Source organism: Streptacidiphilus sp. BW17 (assembly GCF_041262485.1).
GTDB lineage: Bacteria > Actinomycetota > Actinomycetes > Streptomycetales > Streptomycetaceae > Streptacidiphilus.
The window spans coordinates 31586-48664 of sequence record NZ_JBGCCR010000037.1 but is presented as its reverse complement, the minus strand read 5'-3'; the positions used below and the strand labels follow the sequence as shown (position 1 = coordinate 48664).

General features: G+C 70.8%; 13 protein-coding genes. 9 read left to right on the top strand and 4 right to left on the bottom strand.

What is annotated here, in order from left to right; genetic code table 11:
• Positions 1-113 precede the first annotated feature (113 nt).
• Entirely contained in the window at positions 114-857 is a 744-nt protein-coding gene (locus ABH940_RS31580; RefSeq protein ID WP_370072118.1) for a GntR family transcriptional regulator, read from the bottom strand.
• 244 nt (positions 858-1101) lie between these two features.
• On the opposite strand from ABH940_RS31580, the gene ABH940_RS31575 reads away from it, so the two are divergent.
• The 9 genes from ABH940_RS31575 to ABH940_RS31535 all read left to right on the top strand — a co-directional run bounded on the left by ABH940_RS31575 (position 1102) and on the right by ABH940_RS31535 (position 10120).
• Complete coding sequence (locus tag ABH940_RS31575; protein WP_370072117.1) at positions 1102-2265, top strand: ABC transporter substrate-binding protein; 1164 nt, start codon at positions 1102-1104, stop codon at positions 2263-2265.
• Complete coding sequence (locus ABH940_RS31570; protein ID WP_370072116.1) at positions 2262-3146, top strand: ABC transporter permease; 885 nt, start codon at positions 2262-2264, stop codon at positions 3144-3146. Before ABH940_RS31575 ends, ABH940_RS31570 begins: the two co-directional genes overlap by 4 nt.
• Positions 3134-4057 carry an ABC transporter permease gene (locus tag ABH940_RS31565; RefSeq protein WP_370072115.1) on the top strand — a complete coding sequence of 308 codons (924 nt, stop codon included), beginning with the start codon at positions 3134-3136 and terminating at the stop codon, positions 4055-4057. Before ABH940_RS31570 ends, ABH940_RS31565 begins: the two co-directional genes overlap by 13 nt.
• A 114-nt stretch (positions 4058-4171) precedes the next feature.
• Entirely contained in the window at positions 4172-5350 is a 1179-nt protein-coding gene (locus tag ABH940_RS31560; protein WP_370072114.1) for an ABC transporter ATP-binding protein, read from the top strand.
• Between the two features lie 181 nt (positions 5351-5531).
• Positions 5532-6206 (top strand): HAD family hydrolase, encoded by a 675-nt coding sequence (locus ABH940_RS31555; protein ID WP_370072113.1) that lies wholly within the window; start codon positions 5532-5534, stop codon positions 6204-6206.
• A gap of 33 nt (positions 6207-6239) precedes the next feature.
• A complete protein-coding gene (locus tag ABH940_RS31550) occupies positions 6240-6566 on the top strand; it encodes a multidrug efflux SMR transporter (RefSeq protein ID WP_370072112.1) in 327 nt (108 codons plus the stop codon).
• Between the two features lie 290 nt (positions 6567-6856).
• Positions 6857-8284, top strand: coding sequence for a nucleobase:cation symporter-2 family protein (locus ABH940_RS31545; protein ID WP_370106841.1), 1428 nt, complete (start codon positions 6857-6859; stop codon positions 8282-8284).
• Positions 8285-8295: 11 nt separating this feature from the next.
• Positions 8296-9621, top strand: a complete 1326-nt coding sequence (locus ABH940_RS31540; RefSeq protein ID WP_370072110.1) for a UDP-glucose/GDP-mannose dehydrogenase family protein — start codon at positions 8296-8298, stop codon at positions 9619-9621.
• 88 nt (positions 9622-9709) lie between these two features.
• Positions 9710-10120: a CoA-binding protein gene (locus ABH940_RS31535; RefSeq protein WP_370106840.1), complete on the top strand. Its 411-nt coding sequence runs from the start codon at positions 9710-9712 to the stop codon at positions 10118-10120.
• 93 nt (positions 10121-10213) lie between these two features.
• Here ABH940_RS31535 and ABH940_RS31530 read toward each other — a convergent pair whose 3' ends face one another.
• From ABH940_RS31530 to ABH940_RS31520, 3 genes are read right to left on the bottom strand one after another with little or no spacing between them, the layout of a single operon-like run.
• Positions 10214-11518 (bottom strand): MFS transporter, encoded by a 1305-nt coding sequence (locus tag ABH940_RS31530; RefSeq protein ID WP_370106839.1) that lies wholly within the window; start codon positions 11516-11518, stop codon positions 10214-10216.
• 58 nt (positions 11519-11576) lie between these two features.
• Positions 11577-15095, bottom strand: coding sequence for a PDZ domain-containing protein (locus ABH940_RS31525; RefSeq protein WP_370106838.1), 3519 nt, complete (start codon positions 15093-15095; stop codon positions 11577-11579).
• Positions 15092-17062: a phenylacetate--CoA ligase family protein gene (locus ABH940_RS31520; RefSeq protein WP_370072106.1), complete on the bottom strand. Its 1971-nt coding sequence runs from the start codon at positions 17060-17062 to the stop codon at positions 15092-15094. Before ABH940_RS31520 ends, ABH940_RS31525 begins: the two co-directional genes overlap by 4 nt.
• Positions 17063-17079: the final 17 nt, after the last annotated feature.

The following is a 17079-nucleotide window of genomic DNA, read 5'->3' as shown; positions in this document are numbered from 1 at the left end:
CCTGCGGCGAGTTAGGTTACCCTAAGCATCTTCCCCGCCGAAACCCCCCGCCGCGCCCCCGAACGGTGCAACTACCCCGTGCGCAAAGGCTGCTGTATGCGCAAAGGCTGCTGTCAGTTCTGGCCGGACTGCCGCGCCAGCGGGTTGGAGCCGATGGAGTTGGCCACGGCGAAGCTGACCGTCCCGGAGACGTAGCGGTCGTCGGACCACTCGATCGGGCGGCCCGCCGGGGTCGTCGTCATGCGGCGGATGCGCAGCAGCGGGCTGCCGCGACGGATGTCGAGCAGGCGGGCGTCCTCCGCGCCGGCTGCGACCGCGTCGATCACGTGCTCGCCGTAGGCGAAGATCATTCCTATGTCGTCGTAGAGCGCCTGGACCACGGACTCGCACTCGGCGGGCAACCGCTCCACCGCGTCGGCCATCCACTGCGCATAGACGTTGCGCTCCAACAGCACCGGATCCCCGTCGAGTCCGCGGACGCGGAGCACCTGGAGGACCTCCTCGCCCGGCGAGATCTGCAGTCGCTGGGCGTCCTCGACGTTCGCGGGGCGGCGGAACTGGTGGATGACCCGGCCGGTGGCCGTGTGGCCCATGGCCTTCGCCCACTGGGCGAAACTGCGGAGTTCGGCGAAGCTCTGGCTGCGGCGGCTTCCCAGGACCACGCGGCGGGCGCCCTGACGGGAGCCGATCCGGCCCTCCGCGGTCAGCGCCGCAACGGCCTGGCGGACGGTGCCGCGGGAGACCGCGTAGCGGGCGGAGAGCTCCGTCTCGGTGGGCAGCATGCCGCCCACCGGGTACTCCCCGAGATCGATGGCCTGCCGCAGCGCGTCGGCAATCTCCTCGTGCCGTGCTGCCACAGTGCGCTCCTCCGGTCCGTCCCTGTTCTACCCGCTGCTCCACCCACCGTCCGGTTCAGGACAGCGGCGTGATCGTACCGTTATGTGCGCGACCAGCGAAATCCCGTCCAGGGCAGGGGAATCCGACAGGAAATCGAATACGGGTGTTGATACGCCGTTAACCATTCGGTCACCATACTCGGGCGTACTGTCATCGACTTGTTCGGACAAGTGATCTGCACTGACGCCCCCTCAGGAGCCCATCGTGACCTCCACCCCCGCCCGGGCCGCCGCGCTGACCGGCGTACTGGTCGCCTCAGCCCTCGCGCTCACCGCTTGTGGTTCCGCAGCCTCCGTCAACGGCGGCAGCGGGTCCTCCTCCGACTCGGCCAAGGCCTCCACCGCCACCTCCGTCGCCGACTTCGGTGGGATGAACCAGCTGATCGCGGCCGCGAAGAAGGAGGGTCAGCTCAACGCCATCACCCTGCCGAGCGACTGGGCCAACTACGGCACGCTGATGGCCGAGTTCACCAAGAAGTACGGCATCAAGATCAACGATGAGAACCCCGAGGGTTCCAGCCAGGACGAGATCAACGCGATCACCACCCGCAAGGGCCAGGACCGCGCGCCGGACGTCGTCGACGTGGGTGGCGCCTTCGCCGTCACCGGCCAGCAGCAGGGCCTGTTCGCACCGTACAAGGTCGCCAACTTCGCCGAGATCCCGGCCGGCCAGGCCGCCACGGACGGCACCTGGTACAACGACTACGGCGGCTACGTCTCCATCGGCTGCAACGCCGGCAAGGTCAAGCAGTGCCCGAAGACCTTCGCGGACCTGCTCAACCCCGCGTACAAGGGCATGGTCGCCCTCGACGGTGACCCGACGCAGGCCAACGCGGCCTTCTCCGGCGTCTTCGCCGCTGCCCTGGCCAACGGCGGCTCGCTGGACAACGTCCAGCCGGGCATCGACTTCTTCGGCAAGCTGCGCAAGGCGGGCAACTTCAACCCGGTCAAGGCCACCCAGGCCACCGTCGAGTCGGGCGAGACCCCGATCGACATCGACTGGGACTACCTGAACGCCGGCTACGCCGCCGAGTTCCAGTCCAAGGGCATCACCTGGCAGGTCAACGTCCCGACGGACGGCCTGTACGCGTCCTACTACAACCAGGCCATCAACAAGTGGGCGCCGCACCCGGCCGCCGCCCGCCTGTGGGAGGAGTTCCTCTACTCCACCGACGGCCAGAACGGCTTCCTCGGCGGCTTCGCCCGCCCGGTCCTGTTCGACGCGATGAAGAGTGCGGGCACCCTGGACAGCGCGCTGGCCGCCAAGCTGCCGGCCGTCTCCGGCACCGCCCCGATCCCGTCGCAGGCGCAGATCACCGCCGCCAAGGCCCTGGTCGCCTCCAACTGGTCCAAGGCGATCGCCGGGTGACCACCGCTCCCCTGAGCGCGACGCCCGCCCGCCGCCGCCTGCGCAAGGCGGCGGCGGGTCGGCTCGCCGTCGTTCCGCTGCTGCTCTTCGTCGCCGTGGCCTTCGGGGTTCCCGCCCTGGCCATGGCCTACGGTGCGTTCACCACCTACAACCCGGGCCAGCCCAGCCACTACACGATGGGCAACCTGTCCGCCTCGCTGCAGGGCGGCTACCTCGACGCGCTGATCGGCAGCGTCAAGCTGTCCGCGCTCTCCGCGCTGATCGCCGTCGTGTTCGGGCTGATGCTGGCGCAGGCCGTGGTCACCTCGCGGTTCCGGCTGCTGCGCCACGCGGTGCTGAGCGCCTCCGGCGTGCTCGCCAACTTCGGTGGCGTGCCGCTGGCCTTCGCGTTCATCACCACCCTGGGCAACGCCGGTGTGCTCACCACCAAGCTCCACCTGGACCAGCACGGCTGGAGTCTCTACTCCTTCAACGGCCTGACCCTGGTCTACCTCTACTTCCTGATCCCGCTGATGGTGCTGAGCGTCATCCCCTCCCTCGACGGCCTGCGCCGCCAGTGGCGTGAGGCCGCACAGAACAACGGCGCGACGACCTGGCAGTACTGGCGCCACGTGGCCCTGCCGGTGCTCCTCCCCTCGCTGCTCGGCGGGTTCGTGCTGCTGTTCGGCTCGGCCTTCGCCGCCTACGCGACGGCCGCGGCCATGGTCGGCGCGAGCGTGCCGCTGATCACGCTGCAGATCGCCACCGCGCTCAACGGCAACGTGTCGGCCGACGCCACCAACGTGGCCCTGGCCATGAGCCTGGACATGGTGGTCATCGCCACCCTGGTCATGGTCATCTACCTCCCCCTGCAACGCCGGAGTGCCCGATGGCTGGTGTGACCGTCCCCGCCCCGTCGACCAAGACCGGCCCGGTCGGCGCGGGCGATGCCCGTACCCCGGGCCGCCCGCAGCCGCGCGTGCTGGCCCGACTCGGCCGCATCCGCTTCGGGCGCGCCGCGGTGCTGCTGATCGCGGGGCTGTACTTCCTCACCCCGATGCTGTCGACGCTCTACTTCACCGTCGACAACTCCCCCTCGGGCTTCAGCCTCGACGCCTACAAGCAGATCTTCAGCGTCCCCGGCCTCTGGCCCGCGCTGCAGCTCTCGCTGCTTCTGGCGGCCGGCACCATCGTGCTGGTCTACCTGTTGCTGGTACCGACCGTGGTCGCGGTCCGGCTGGGCAGCCCGAGGCTGCGCACCGTCGTCGAGCTGACCTGCACCCTGCCGCTGGTGGTCCCCTCGATCGCGCTGACCGCGGGCATCACGGCGGTGCTGCGCTGGTGCAACGACAACCTGATGCCGACGCCGTTCTACAAGACGTTCGTCCTGGCGCAGAGCGCCAACTTCCCTGTGGTGCTGCTGCTCGCGTACGTGGTCATGGCCCTCCCGCTGGCCTACCGCACGCTCGACGCCGGGGTGCGCGCCCTGGACGTCCGCACACTGCTGGAGGCCGCGCAGAACAACGGCGCGAGCCGGGCCCGCGCGATCGTCACCGTGATCCTGCCGAACATGCGCTCCTCCCTGCTGAACACCGCGTTCATCACCCTGGCGCTGGTGCTCGGCGAGTTCACCGTGGCCTCGATCCTCGGCTACGTGCCCTTCGCGGTCTGGATCGTCAACGGCAACAGCGCCGGGCAGGGCCCGGTGACCGTGGCCGTCTCCATCGTCAGCCTGCTGCTCACCTGGCTGCTGCTGCTCGTGCTGTCCGCCGGTGGCGGACGTCGCAAGGCCGGCGCGAACGAGACCAACTGACCACCACCGCAGCCCCGCTGAGTCGCAATGCAATGAGCCGCACTGAGCCGCACCGCAGTGAGCCGCACCGCACCACCGCCCCAGCTTCACCTCCGAGGAGTCCCAGGAGTGTCCATGACCACCGACCCCGCGTCCGCGACGTCCGTCGCCGCCGTGCCGTCCCCTGCGGGGCCGACGGACGGCACTGCTGCCACTTCGGTTCCCAGCAAAGCACCCGCCACTGACAGCGCTGCTGCCGACGGCAACGGCAGCGGTGCCACGGTCCGGTTCGTCGGCCTGCGCCGCACCTTCGGCGCCACCGTCGCGCTCGACGGCCTCGACCTGACCGTCAACCCCGGCGAGCTGCTGGCCCTGCTCGGCCCCTCCGGCTGCGGCAAGACCACCGCGCTGCGGATGCTGGCGGGCTTCGAGGCTCCGGACTCCGGCCAGGTCCTGGTCGACGGCGAGGACGTGACCCACATACCTGCGCATCGCCGTGACGCGGGCATGGTGTTCCAGTCCTACAGCCTCTTCCCGCACCTGAACGCCCGTGACAACGTGGCCTTCGGCCTGAAGATGCGCAAGGTCGGCACGGCCGAGCGGCGCAAGCGCGCCGAGGAGCTGCTTGAGCTGGTGGGTCTGCCGACCCACGGCGACCGCTACCCGCACCAGATGTCCGGCGGCCAGCAGCAGCGCATCGCGCTGGCGCGCGCCCTGGCCCTGCGCCCGCGCGTGCTGCTGCTCGACGAGCCGCTGTCCGCGCTGGACGCGAAGGTCCGCGAGAACCTGCGCGAGGAGATCCGTCGCCTCCAGCAGGAACTGGGCATCACCACGCTCTTCGTGACCCACGACCAGGAGGAGGCGCTGTCGATGGCCGACCGCGTCGCCGTCATGCACGCGGGCCGCCTGGAGCAGTGCGACACCCCCGCCGAGCTGTACGCCCGTCCCGCGACGGCGTTCGTGGCGGAGTTCGTCGGCACGATGAACCGGATCCCTGGTGTCGTGAACGCCGACGGCAAGACCGTCGAACTCCTGGGCCAGCGGCTGCCCGTGGAGGCGGGCGGCGAGGTCCGCGGGGACGCGGACGTGCTGATCCGCCCGGAGAACGTCCTCGTCACGGCGGGCGGCGGACAGGGTGCGGTCATCACCGCCAGCATGTTCCTCGGCGCGAGCACCCGCCTCACCGTCCAGCTTCCTGACGGTACGTCAGTCAAGGCGGACCTCTCCACCCACGACGCGGCGAGCCTGCCCGCGGGCACGGGCGTGACCCTGAGCCTGCCGGAGCGCGCGGTCCTCGTGGACGCACGACGCTGAGTTGCAACCCCCAGGGGCGCGAGGAACTGCGCGAGCAACCACCGACACGCGGATGGCCCTGCTCGTTCGGGGAGTCACCACTCACAGTGGCTTGTCGCGCAGTTCCTCGCGCCCCTGAACAGTGCAAATACCTCACAGCGCACTTCCATCCCAATCCTCCCTATACGAAAGGCGGAGCCTCGTGCCCAGCCGCGCCACCCTGCAGGCAGTCCTGTTCGACATGGACGGCACCCTCGTCGACACCGAAGGGCTGTGGTGGCAAGCGGCAGCGGACGAGGCGCGGACGCTCGGGCTGACATTGGGGGACGACGACGTCCCCGACGTCCTCGGCCAGGCCGTCGCGCACACCGCCGCGTACCTCTTCCGGGTCAGCAACCGCGCGCGCAGCGAAGCGTCGATCGCCGAAGGGCTGGACCACCGCTTCGTCGCGCTGGTCGCGCAGCAGGTCGTCCCGCTGCCCGGCGCGCTGGAGCTGCTGGACGGGCTCGCGGACGCGGGCATCGCCACCGCCCTGGTCTCCGCCTCGCCGCGGCACGTCGTGGACCTCGTGCTGGACGCCCTCGGGCGGCGTCGCTTCGCGACGTCCTTCGCGGCCGGGGAGACGCCGCAGACCAAGCCTGCGCCGGACCCCTACCTCGCCGCCGTGAACGCGCTCGGCGCCTCGCCGGGCTCCTGCATCGCCGTGGAGGACACCCCCACCGGCGTCGCCTCCGCCGAGGCCGCCGGGGTGGCCGTCGTCGCCGTGCCGTCGCTGACGCCGATCCACCCCGCCCCGGGCCGCACCGTCGTGCGCAGCCTGCTCGACGTCGACCTGGCACTGCTGCAGCGCCTGTTGGACGACACCGCCGCCGCCTGAGGCCCGGCGCCGACGGGGAGGTACTTTCCGATCATGCCTGCACTGTTCCTGGCTCTCGCCATCAGCTCGGAGATCTGCGCGACCGTCTCCCTGAAGTACACCTTCGGCTTCACCCGGCTGCTCCCGAGCATCGTCGTGATCCTCGGCTACGTCGCCTCGTTCGCGCTGCTCAGCCAGGCACTCAAGCAGATCCCGGTGAGCACCGCGTACGCGATCTGGTCGGGCGCGGGCACCGCCGTGGTCGCGGCGATCGGGTTCGTCTTCCTCGGGGAGGGCGTGAACCTGTGGAAGGTGCTCGGTGTCGCGCTGATCATCGTCGGTGTGGTCGCGCTCAACCTCGGTGGCGCCACGCACTCCTGATCTTCGCACTCCCGATCTTCACCTCGGCTTGCGCGCCGGGGATCTCCACCAGCCGGTGGTCACCCGTTGAGGGTGGCTGCCGGCTTCGGCGTTTCCGGGCTCGGCTCACGCGCCCCGGGGCCGGCCCCGACAGGCCTCGACAGGCCTGCACGCCGCCTTAGACGATCATCCAAATGATGACACATTCTGTTGACGCACCCCTTGGCCACACCTACGTTTTCCTTCAATCGAAATGCGGATACCACATCGCGGAATTTTGCCTCGCCCCGGCCACCCCCAGGAGGTCCCGAGTGCCTGCCTCTCCCGCGCCCCACCCCGTCGAGACCCCACCATCCGGGACACCGGGAACCCACCCGGTCGACGAACTCCTGTCCCCTCCCAAGCTCGTCGCCTACGGCCTGCAGCACATCGCCGCGATGTACGCGGGCGTCGTCGCCCCGCCCCTGATCGTCGGCACCGCCTGCGGGCTGACGGGCGCTGAGCTCACCCTCCTGATCGGCGCGGCACTGCTCACCTCCGGCCTGGCCACGCTGCTGCAGACGCTCGGCGTCTGGCGGGTCGGCTCCCGGCTGCCCTTCGTCAACGGCATCAGCTTCGCCGGCGTCGCGCCGATGCTGTCGATCGTCAAGCAGTCCCATCCCGGTCAGGCGCTGCCCGCCATCTACGGTGCGCTGCTGATCGCCGGTGCGGCGACCTTCTTCGTCGCACCCTGGTTCGGCAAGCTCAACCGCTTCTTCCCGCCCGTGGTCAGCGGCACGGTGATCACGCTGATCGGGCTCTCGCTCTTCCCGGTCGCAGCAGGGTGGGCCGAGGGCGGCAACTCCGCCGCGCCCGACTACGGCTCGGCGTCCAACATCGCTCTGGCGGGCGTGACGCTGCTCGTGGTGCTGGTCCTCAACCGCTTCCTCGCCGGGTTCCTCGGCTCCATCTCGATCCTGCTCGGCCTGGTGGCCGGAACGCTGCTGGCGATCCCGCTGGGCAAGAGCAACTTCGGTGCGATCAGCCAGGTTCCGGTCTTCGCGGTCCCGTCGCCGTTCCACTTCGGGGCGCCGACCTTCCAGGCGGGCGCGATCATCTCGATGCTGATCGTGATGCTCGTCTCGATGACCGAGAGCACCGCCGACCTGCTCGCCCTCGGCGAGATCGTGGACCGCCCGGCCGACGCCCGCACCATCGAGGGCGGCCTGCGCGCCGACGGCGCGGCAACCGTGCTGGCGGCCTGTCTCAACGGCTTCGCGGCCACCGCCTTCGCCCAGAACATCGGCCTGATCGCGCTCACCAGAGTGCGCAGCCGGTTCGTGGTGGCCACCAGCGGCGTGATCCTGATCCTGCTCGGCCTCTTCCCGGTCGCCGGTGCGCTGGTCAACGTGGTGCCGCAGCCGGTGCTCGGCGGCGCCGGACTGGCGCTGTTCGGCGCGGTCACCGCGAGCGGCATCCGGACGCTGACCGCGGCGAAGCTGGAGGAGAACGGCAACCTGCTCACCGTCGCCGTCGCACTCGGTTTCGGCGTGCTGCCGATCGCCGCGCCCACCTTCTACGCACACTTCCCGCAGCTGGTGCAGACGGTGATGAACTCCGGGATCAGCGCGGGCTGTCTGGTGGCGATCACCCTGAACGTCTTCTTCAACCAGCTCGGACGACGCAAGCCCACAGCGCCTCCACAGCTGCCGTTGGTGGCCGACATCACGCCCGACCGGGCCGGAGCACCGACCGGGTAGAGTCCCGAGCCATGAGGATCACCGTCATCGGAACCGGATATCTGGGCGCGACCCACGCCGCCTGCATGGCCGAGCTCGGCTATGAGGTGCTGGGCCTGGACATCGTCCCGGAGAAGATCGCGACGCTCTCCCAGGGCCGGTCCCCGATGTACGAGCCGGGTCTCGACGAACTGCTGCAGCGACACGTGGCCTCGGGCCGACTGCGGTTCACCACCGACTGGGCGGAGGCCGGCGCCTTCGGTGAGGTGCACTTCGTCTGTACCAACACGCCGCAGCGCAAGGGCGAGTTCGCCTGCGACATGTCCTACGTCGAGGCCGCCTTCGACTCCCTCGCGCCGCACCTGCGCGAGGGAGCGGTGGTAGTCGGTAAGTCGACCGTCCCGGTCGGCAGCGCGGCCCGGCTGGCGGAGCGGATGGCGTCGGCCGCACCGGCCGACATCGCCGACACGATCGAGCTGGCCTGGAACCCGGAGTTCCTGCGCGAGGGCTACGCCGTGCAGGACACCCTGCACCCCGATCGCCTGGTGGTCGGCACCCGCAGCGAGCGCGCCGAGGCAGCGCTGCGCGAGGTCTACGCCCCGCTGCTCGAAGCGGGCGTTCCGCTGGTGGTGACCGACTTCGCCACCGCGGAGCTGGTGAAGACGGCGGCCAACTCCTTCCTGGCGACGAAGATCTCCTTCATCAACGCCATGGCCGAGGTCTGCGAGGCCTCCGGCGCTGACGTGGTCCAGCTCGCCGGGGCGCTCGCCTACGACGAGCGGATCGGCGGCAAGTTCCTCAACTCCGGCCTCGGCTTCGGCGGCGGCTGCCTGCCCAAGGACATCCGCGCCTTCATGGCCCGCGCGGGCGAGTTGGGCGCGGACCAGGCGCTGACCTTCCTCCGCGAGGTCGACTCGATCAACATGCGGCGCCGCTCCCGGATGGTGGAGCTGGCCCGCGAGCAGTGCGGCGGCGGCTTCCTCGGCCGACGCATCGCCGTCCTCGGCGCGGCCTTCAAGCCCAACTCGGACGACGTCCGCGACTCCCCCGCGCTCAACGTCGCGGCCCAGATCCAGCTCCAGGGCGGCCAGGTCACCGTCTACGACCCCAAGGCCATGGACAACGCCCGCAAACTCTTCCCCGGCCTCTCCTTCGCCCCGACCGCGCACGAGGCCGCGGCCGGCGCCCACGTCGTCCTCCACCTCACCGAGTGGCAGGAGTTCCGCGACCTCGACCCGGCCGAGCTGGGCACCCTCGTCGCCGAACGCCGGATCCTCGACGGCCGCAACGTCCTCGACCCGCACAAGTGGCGTACCGCAGGCTGGACCTACCGCGCCCTCGGCCGCCCGGGGGAATAGCCCGCGCCGTTTTTCGTTGACGTGAGCGGAAGGCCCAGGGACGAAAAGCCCCGGACGACAGGCCCACGGACGACAGGAGCGCGACGGAATGTACGGCGACGCGGAGACGGTGCGCAGAATCCTGACGGAGTCCGGGGACACCTGGGCCGTGGTCGGGCTGTCGAACAACCGGAACCGGGCCGCCTATGGGGTGGCCCAGGTGCTGCAGCGGTTCGGCAAGCGGGTCGTGCCCGTGCACCCCAAGGCCGAGACCGTGCACGGTGAGCAGGGCTACGCGAGCCTCGCGGAGATCCCGTTCCCGGTCGACGTCGTCGACGTCTTCGTGAACTCCGCGCTCGCCGGGGCTGTTGCCGACGAGGCCGCGGCCATCGGGGCGAAGGCCGTCTGGTTCCAACTCGGCGTGGTCGACCAGGACGCCTACGACCGCACCCGCGCGGCCGGGTTGGCGATGGTGATGGACAACTGCCCCGCCATCGAGATCCCGCGTCTGCACGGCTGACCAGCGTCTGCATGGCTGACCAACGTCCGCACGACGGGTCAGCGTCTGCATGACGGCTTGCAGACGCTGACCCGTCGTGGACCACCGGGGCCGTCACGCCTCGGGCACGTCCCGGAGCTTGCGCAGCGGGGAGAAGACCACGAACAGCACGGCCGCCCAGTCGCCGAGGGCAGCGACCGTCATCACCGGCCGGATGCCGAAGTAGCTGCCGAGCACGCCGCCGAGCGCAGCGCCCAGGGGCATCGTGCCCCACATGATCCAGCGCACCGACGCGTTCATCCGGCCGAGCAGGGCCGGCGGGCAGATGGTCTGCCGGTAGGAGACCTGCGCGGTGTTGTAGAGCACCCCGATGACCATCAGCAGCGTGAACCCGACCGCGACCAGGATGGTGGACCAACCGGGCTGGGCGAGCGGGACGAGGAGGCCGGTCCAGCCGAAGAGCAGCGCGGGGAGCCAGATCATCCGGGCCGTTCCGATCGCCTTGCCGAGCCGGTTGGCGATCAGACCGCCGATCAGACCGCCGACCGCCGAGCCCGCCATGACCAGGCCGATGATCCACGGCGCGGCGTGCAGAACACGCACCAGGAAGACCATCTGGAGCGCCATGGTGATGGAGCCGAAGAAGTTGGAGACCGCGGTGGAGGCGACCACCTTGCGCAGGATGGGATGCCCCACGACGAAGCGCAGGCCCTCGATGATCTCCGCCCGCAGATTGCGCTTCTCGCCGGTGGCGGGGAGCGTCGGCTTCTCCTCGGGCGTACGGATCAGGAACAGGCTCAAGGCGGAGATCGCGAACGAGCCGGCGTCGGTGGCGATCGCCCGCGCCGCGCCGACCAGGGAGACCAGCAGACCACCCAGGCTGGGACCGACCAGCTGGGCGAAGGACTGCGTCGTGCCCAGCTTGCCGTTCGCGTCGACCAACTCTTCCTTGCCGACCAGGACCGGCAGGTAGCTCTGGTAGGCGATGGCGAAGAAGACGCTCAGCACGCCGGTGGCCAGGGCCACGAAGTAGAGCTGACCCAGGGTCAGCAGCCCGGTGGCGGCGCCGATCGGGATCGAGGCCGTCAGTACCATGCGGCCCAGGTCGCACCACATCATCAGCCGGTGCTTGGCCGCCCGGTCGACAATCGGGCCGGCCGGCAGTGCGACCAGGAGGAAGGCCAGCGTGGAGGCCGCGGTGAGCAGACCGACCTGGAAGGTCGTCGCGTGCAGCACCAGCACGGCGACGAGCGGCAGCGTCAGCTGTGTGACGCTGGACCCGATGTCACTGATCGTCTGCCCGCTCCACAGCAGCATGAAGTCCCGGTGGCGCCACAGGCCTGCCGCCTTCGGACTCTCCTGCTCCTGCACTTGTTCCTGCTGAACCTGCTCAACCTGCTCTACTGCTTCGGTCGTCATGTCTGCGGACCTTCCGGGACGTCTGTCGGCTCGTCGGTGTTCTGTCGGGAGCAAGCTCTCACCGGGCGCTCCCGTTTCGATCCCGCCCTGTTCCCCGACCCGTCGGCGCAGGCGGGCTCGCGGAACGACCGTCCTCCAGGTCGGCCAGGGCCCGGGACACTGCGGCTTCGAGCTGGGGGTCCCGTCCGGCCGCCCAGTCCTGCGGGGCGATGCCGACCTCCAGGTCCGGCGTCACGCCGTCGCCCTCGAGCGCGAAGCCGGGACCCTCGAACCAGAAAGCGTGCTTCGGATGGGTGACACGGGTCCCGTCCACCAGCGCGATCGGATCGTCCATCCCGTACACCCCGCCCCAGGTACGAACGCCGACGACGGTGAAGCCGTGACCGGCTTGGAGCGCGTGGACGGCCATCTCCCCGTCGGAACCCGTCTGTCCGTCGGCGAGCACGACCACGGGCCCGAGCGGTGAGCCCGGCGGATAGCTGGCGGGCGTCCCCCTGCGGGACACGTCCCAGCCGATGACGCGGCGGGTGAGCCGCTCGACGACCAGCGGCGAGATGTGTCCGCCGCTGTTCTCCCGGAGGTCCACCACCAGTCCCCCGCAGGCGAGTTCCGAGCGCAGGTCACGATGGAACTCGGCCCAGCCGCGGGACATCATGTCCGGTATGTGCAGGTACCCCAGTCGGCCGCCGGACAGCCGGCGCACCTCGCCGCGACGCGAGCGGATCAGGTCGTGGTAGCGCAGGACGGCCTCGCTGCCGGTCGGGAGCACCACGATCCGCCGGTCCCCGTCCGCGCCACGGAGCGTCAGTTCGACCGGCAGGTCGGCCTTCCCGAGCAGGTACGGGGCAGGCCCCCGGCACGGGTCCACCGGACGGCCGTCCACCTCGGCGATCCGCTCACCGGGCCGCACCCGCAGCCCCGGTGCCAGCAGCGGGGAGCGTGCGGCGGCGACTGAGGACTCGCCGGGCAGCAGCCGGTCGATCCGCCAGGTGCCGTCCCCGTGCGCGGACAGGTCCGCGCCCAGGAAAGCCGGGGCCCCGACCGGGCCCGTCAGGGCTGTCGGGGCTGTCGGGGCTATGGGGGCTGTCGGGGCTGTGGGGGCTATCGGGGCTATGGGGGCTATGGGGGCTATCGGGGTTATCGGGGCTATGGGTACCGTCGGGGCGGCCTCCGGCCTGGGAAGCACGTAGGCGTGCGAGGCGCCGAGCGCACCGTGCAGCTCCCACAGCAGGTCCACGAAGTCGTCGTACGAGCCGAGCCGGTCCAGCAACGGCCGGTAGCGTTCGCGCTCCGCCGACCAGTCCACCCCGCACAGGTCGGCGCTCCAGAAGTTGTCGCGCATCAGGCGCCAGGCCTCGTCGTACATCTGGCGCCACTCGGCGACGGGGTCGCAGGTCACCCGCACCCGGTCGAGCGGTACCTCGCCCTGCTCCTGACCGGTCAGGTCCAGCACTGCCAGGCTCGGACCGGACCGGACGGCGATCCGGCTGCCGTCGCCCGAGACCGCGTAGACGTCGACATCCTCGCGCACCACGGTCGCGACGCCCCAGGAGAGATCGAAACGAGCCAGAGCAGTACGGCGTCCTGGCGCCTCGGAACCCGCTGTCGTCTCGCCCAGGTTGCCCGTGCCCGTCGTCTCCGTCCAGACCACGCCGCCGCGCACGGCGCGCAGTTGGGCGAGGTCGCCGGCGGCCACCGGGAAGGCCACCACGCGGTCGGCCATTCCCTCCAGGTCGAGGACCGGGTCCAGGGCGAGGCCGGGAGCCGACGCCGTGGCCGGGCCTTCGGTGGGCCCGGGTCCGAACGGGGACAGCGTGTCGGCAGAGAGCGTCACCAGGTAGGGCCGCACCGTCGGCAGGAACCCCATGTCGAACTGCTGCGCGTCGTACAGCGGGTCGAAGGTGCGGTTCGACAGGAAGGCGAGGTGGAGGCCGTCCTGGGTGAACGCGGGGCAGGTGTCGTTGAAACGGTCGCCGGTGACCTCGAAGACCCGACGGTCACTCAGACGGGCCAGCCGGATGGACGATCCGTTCGCCGGCGTGGAGCCGTCGGAGGGTGACCAGAGTTGCGACCAGGCCAGCAGGGCCGAGTCCGGGGAGAAGACCAGACCGGCGGGCGCGCCGTTGGCGGTGGCGCCAAGCTCGGCCACGGTTCCGGAGCCCAACTCCACCAGCAGCACCCGGCCGTCGTCGGCAGCCACCGCGCAGTGCCGACCGTCCGGGGCGACCGTCAGCTCCTGGACCCGGCCGAGTTCACCGACCGCCAGCCGCCGCTGCTCGACGGGTGCCGCTCCCGGCACCGGCAGCAGTTCGAGCCCGTCCTCGCCGCCCGCGTCGGTGACGCAGAGGACCCCCGCCGTGCCCGGAAGCTCCACCGCCAGCCTGGCGCGGACCCCGGGGGCCGCCAGCAGCTCGTGGCCCGGGGCGTCGACGACGTGGACGCGCTGGGCGGTGCCGCGGACCGTCGCGGTGACCGTCCCGCCGGTGGCGTCCAGGGAGAAGTCCTCCAGCGCCTCCCGTGCGGTGACCGTGCGCGGCTCGCGTCCCGATCGGGTACCGCCCAGCACGACGTCCAGTCGCACCGGCTCGGACTTCGGGGACCCCGGCGACTTCGGGGGCTTCAGGGACCCCGGCGACTGCGGGGATTCGAGGGATTCGAGCAGCCAGAGCTCGCCCGCGCACTGGTAGACGACCCGGGTTCCGTCGGTGGCGGCATGCCTGGCGTAGTACCCGCCGTGGTCCGTGTGGCGGCGCAGGTCGGAGCCGTCGCGGGAGGTCGAGTAGAGGGCGCCGACGCCTTCGTGGTCGGAGAGGAACGCGACGCGCCCGCCGACCCACATCGGGTTGACCAGGTGCGGGCCCACCTCGGCGAGGAGCTCGGTGAACTCCCCGCCCTGCGCTGCGTGGCCCCGCGGTGCGTGCCAGATCCGGCCGCCCATCCCGCCGCGGTACCGCTTCCACCAGGCCGGCTCCCGGTACAGCGGGGTGCCGACCAGCGCCGCGCCGTCGGCGGCGAGGGCGAGGTCCCCGGCAGGTCCGTAGGGCAGCCGCCGGGCAGGTGCGTCCAGCGGCACGGCGTGGGCCCAGGTCCGCATCGTCGGGTGCTGACTCGGGCGGCCGAGCACCAGGACCTCGGAGGTGGACAACCAACCGCGGACCGCGGTCAGGGTGTCACCCCAGTACGTCAGCCGGGTGACGGCGCCGCCGTCCACCGACGAGGCGTACGCCTCCCGGCGGCCCGTCTGTCCGGCGCCACCTCCGCTGTCGCGGGTCGAGGTCCAGGCCACCTGCCGGGCGTCCGGACTCAGCCTGGGGTGCTGGACCGGCACCCGGTCCGAGGTGAGCCGTCGGGCCTGGATGCGGTCGGTCGCCACCGCTCCCAGCTCGGCCAGCCAGACGTCGTCGGCGGCGACGAAGGTGAGCAGGTTCTGCGCAAGGTGCGGATGGCGGAGGTAGGGGCGCCCGCCGACATCGGTGTTCCCGCTGTTCCCGCTGTTCCCGCTGTTCCCGCTGTTCCCGCTGTTCCCGCTGTTCCCGCTGTTCCCGCTGTTCCCGCTGTTCCCGCTGATGCCGCTCATGCCGCCACCAGCCGACGGTCGATGACGGTCTTGATCTTCCCGCTGACGGCGTTCCGTTCGATCCCGCCCTCCGGGCAGAGCTCGACCCGGAACTCGAAGAGATCCAGCGTGTCGTCGAAGCGGTGGGCACTGTCCAGCGTCTTGATCTCACTCATCAGGTGCTCGCGCACCTCCCGGACGTCCAGCGGCAGCGACGACTCGATCCGGATCGCGATGCTCTCCCGGCCGTCAGCCGACTCGACCACCAGCTGCACCTGGGCGGGCTGGTAGCGGGCGAGGGACTCGACCACCTCGGCGTGGGTCACCGTGGCGCCCTTGACCTTGATCAGGCCGTCCGCCCGGCCGAGGTACTCCAGTACCTGGCCGGACACGCCGCACGCGCAGTCCTGCTCGAAGACCCGGCCCAGGTCGCCGATCCGGTAGCGGATCAGCGGTCCCTCGAACTTCTGCAGGGTGGTGATCAGCAGCTCGCCGCACTCGCCGGGCGCCACCGGAGCGCTGTCCTCGTCCACCACCTCGATCAGGTTGTAGTCGGCGTTGACGTGGTGCAGGGTGCCGCCGAGCGAACCGCACTGGTAGCCCAGTTGTGCCCCGTCGTTGGCCGCCAGGACGCTGGTGATGACCTCGGTGCCGAGCTGCTCGCGCAGCCAGCTCTTGTCGGCCTCCGACATCGCCGTGCCGCCGTAGAGGATCTTCTGGATCCGCAGCTCGGGCCGGCGCGCCTTGGCCTCGCGCAGCAGCGGCATGATCAGCACCGGCAGGCCGAGCAGCGCGTTGGCCGAAAAGGACTGACAGAGCATCAGGATGTCGTCCGCGGAGACGTTCTGGGCGGTCGAGTAGCACTCCACCGGCATCCGGGAGAGCTCGCACAGCGTGGTGCTCAGACCGCCGTAAAGGCCGCCACCGTACAGCGTGTTGATCAGACGGTCACCGGGCGCAAGGCCCATCGAGTAGAACAGCGGGACCGCTTCACGGATCATGTTCTCCCAGTCGGTGCGGGAGTACGCGATGTAGCGCGGGGCCCCGCTGCTCGCGCCGCTGCGCAGCACCTCACCGGTGCGCGGGCCGGGGCTGGACAGGTCACGGCTGGTCGGCAGCGAGTGCGCGTCCAGGGCCGCCTTGTCGAGGATCGGCAGCGTGCCCAGCTCGGACAGGCCGCCGACCCGGGGCAGATCCCGGTAGTAGGGCGCGTGACGCGCCTGCTGGACCAGGTAGCGGAGCTTCGCGTCCAGCCGTGGCCGCTGCTCCTCGGTGTCCAGGCCACGGGCTGCCGAGAGAGTGGTCCCACGCCAGTACTCACGGCGGCTGAGCCCGTGGGCCCAGTCCGCCCGGCAGTCCCCGATCAGGACGGTCGCGGCCAACGGGTCGTCCTGCGCGGCGAGTTCGGCGAGTCCGGCGGACAGCCGGATGCGCAGCACGGTCGGCCCGGCGGTCTCAGCGGTCTCAGCGAGCGCGTAAAGCTCGGGGTCGAACCAGCCCGGCAGCGTCGCGTGGTCGGGAAGGACCGGCAGCAGGTCGGGTACGTGCACCGGCGATCCCGCGACGTCCGCCTGCGGGCCGAGGATCTCGGCCGAGGGAAGCGGCACCTCGGCGCGGCGCAGCAGCGTCACCAACTCACGCCAGAAGTCCGCTCGTTCGGTGCGGACGACCACCTTGTTGCCGGTCGCCCAGCCCAGCAGCAGGCCGCGCAGGGTGTTGCCGGCACGGTGGTCGTCCAGCACCACGGTGCCCACCGGGGTGAGCTCGTAGACATCGTTACCGTCGACCACGGACTGCCAGGGATACTGGCTGAGACCGCCGAACAACTCGTCCAACCCCGCGGCGAGTTGCGCATGGTCGAAGAACCGGGACAGGCCGGTCAGCCCTGCCCCGTCGAGCAGCCGGGCGAGCGCCGAGTCGGGGACGGCGGCGAGGTCGCACTGAGCGTGCTCCACCGCGAGCAGCAGGTCGGTGGGGAAGTATCGCATCGTTGGTCTCCTGGCTG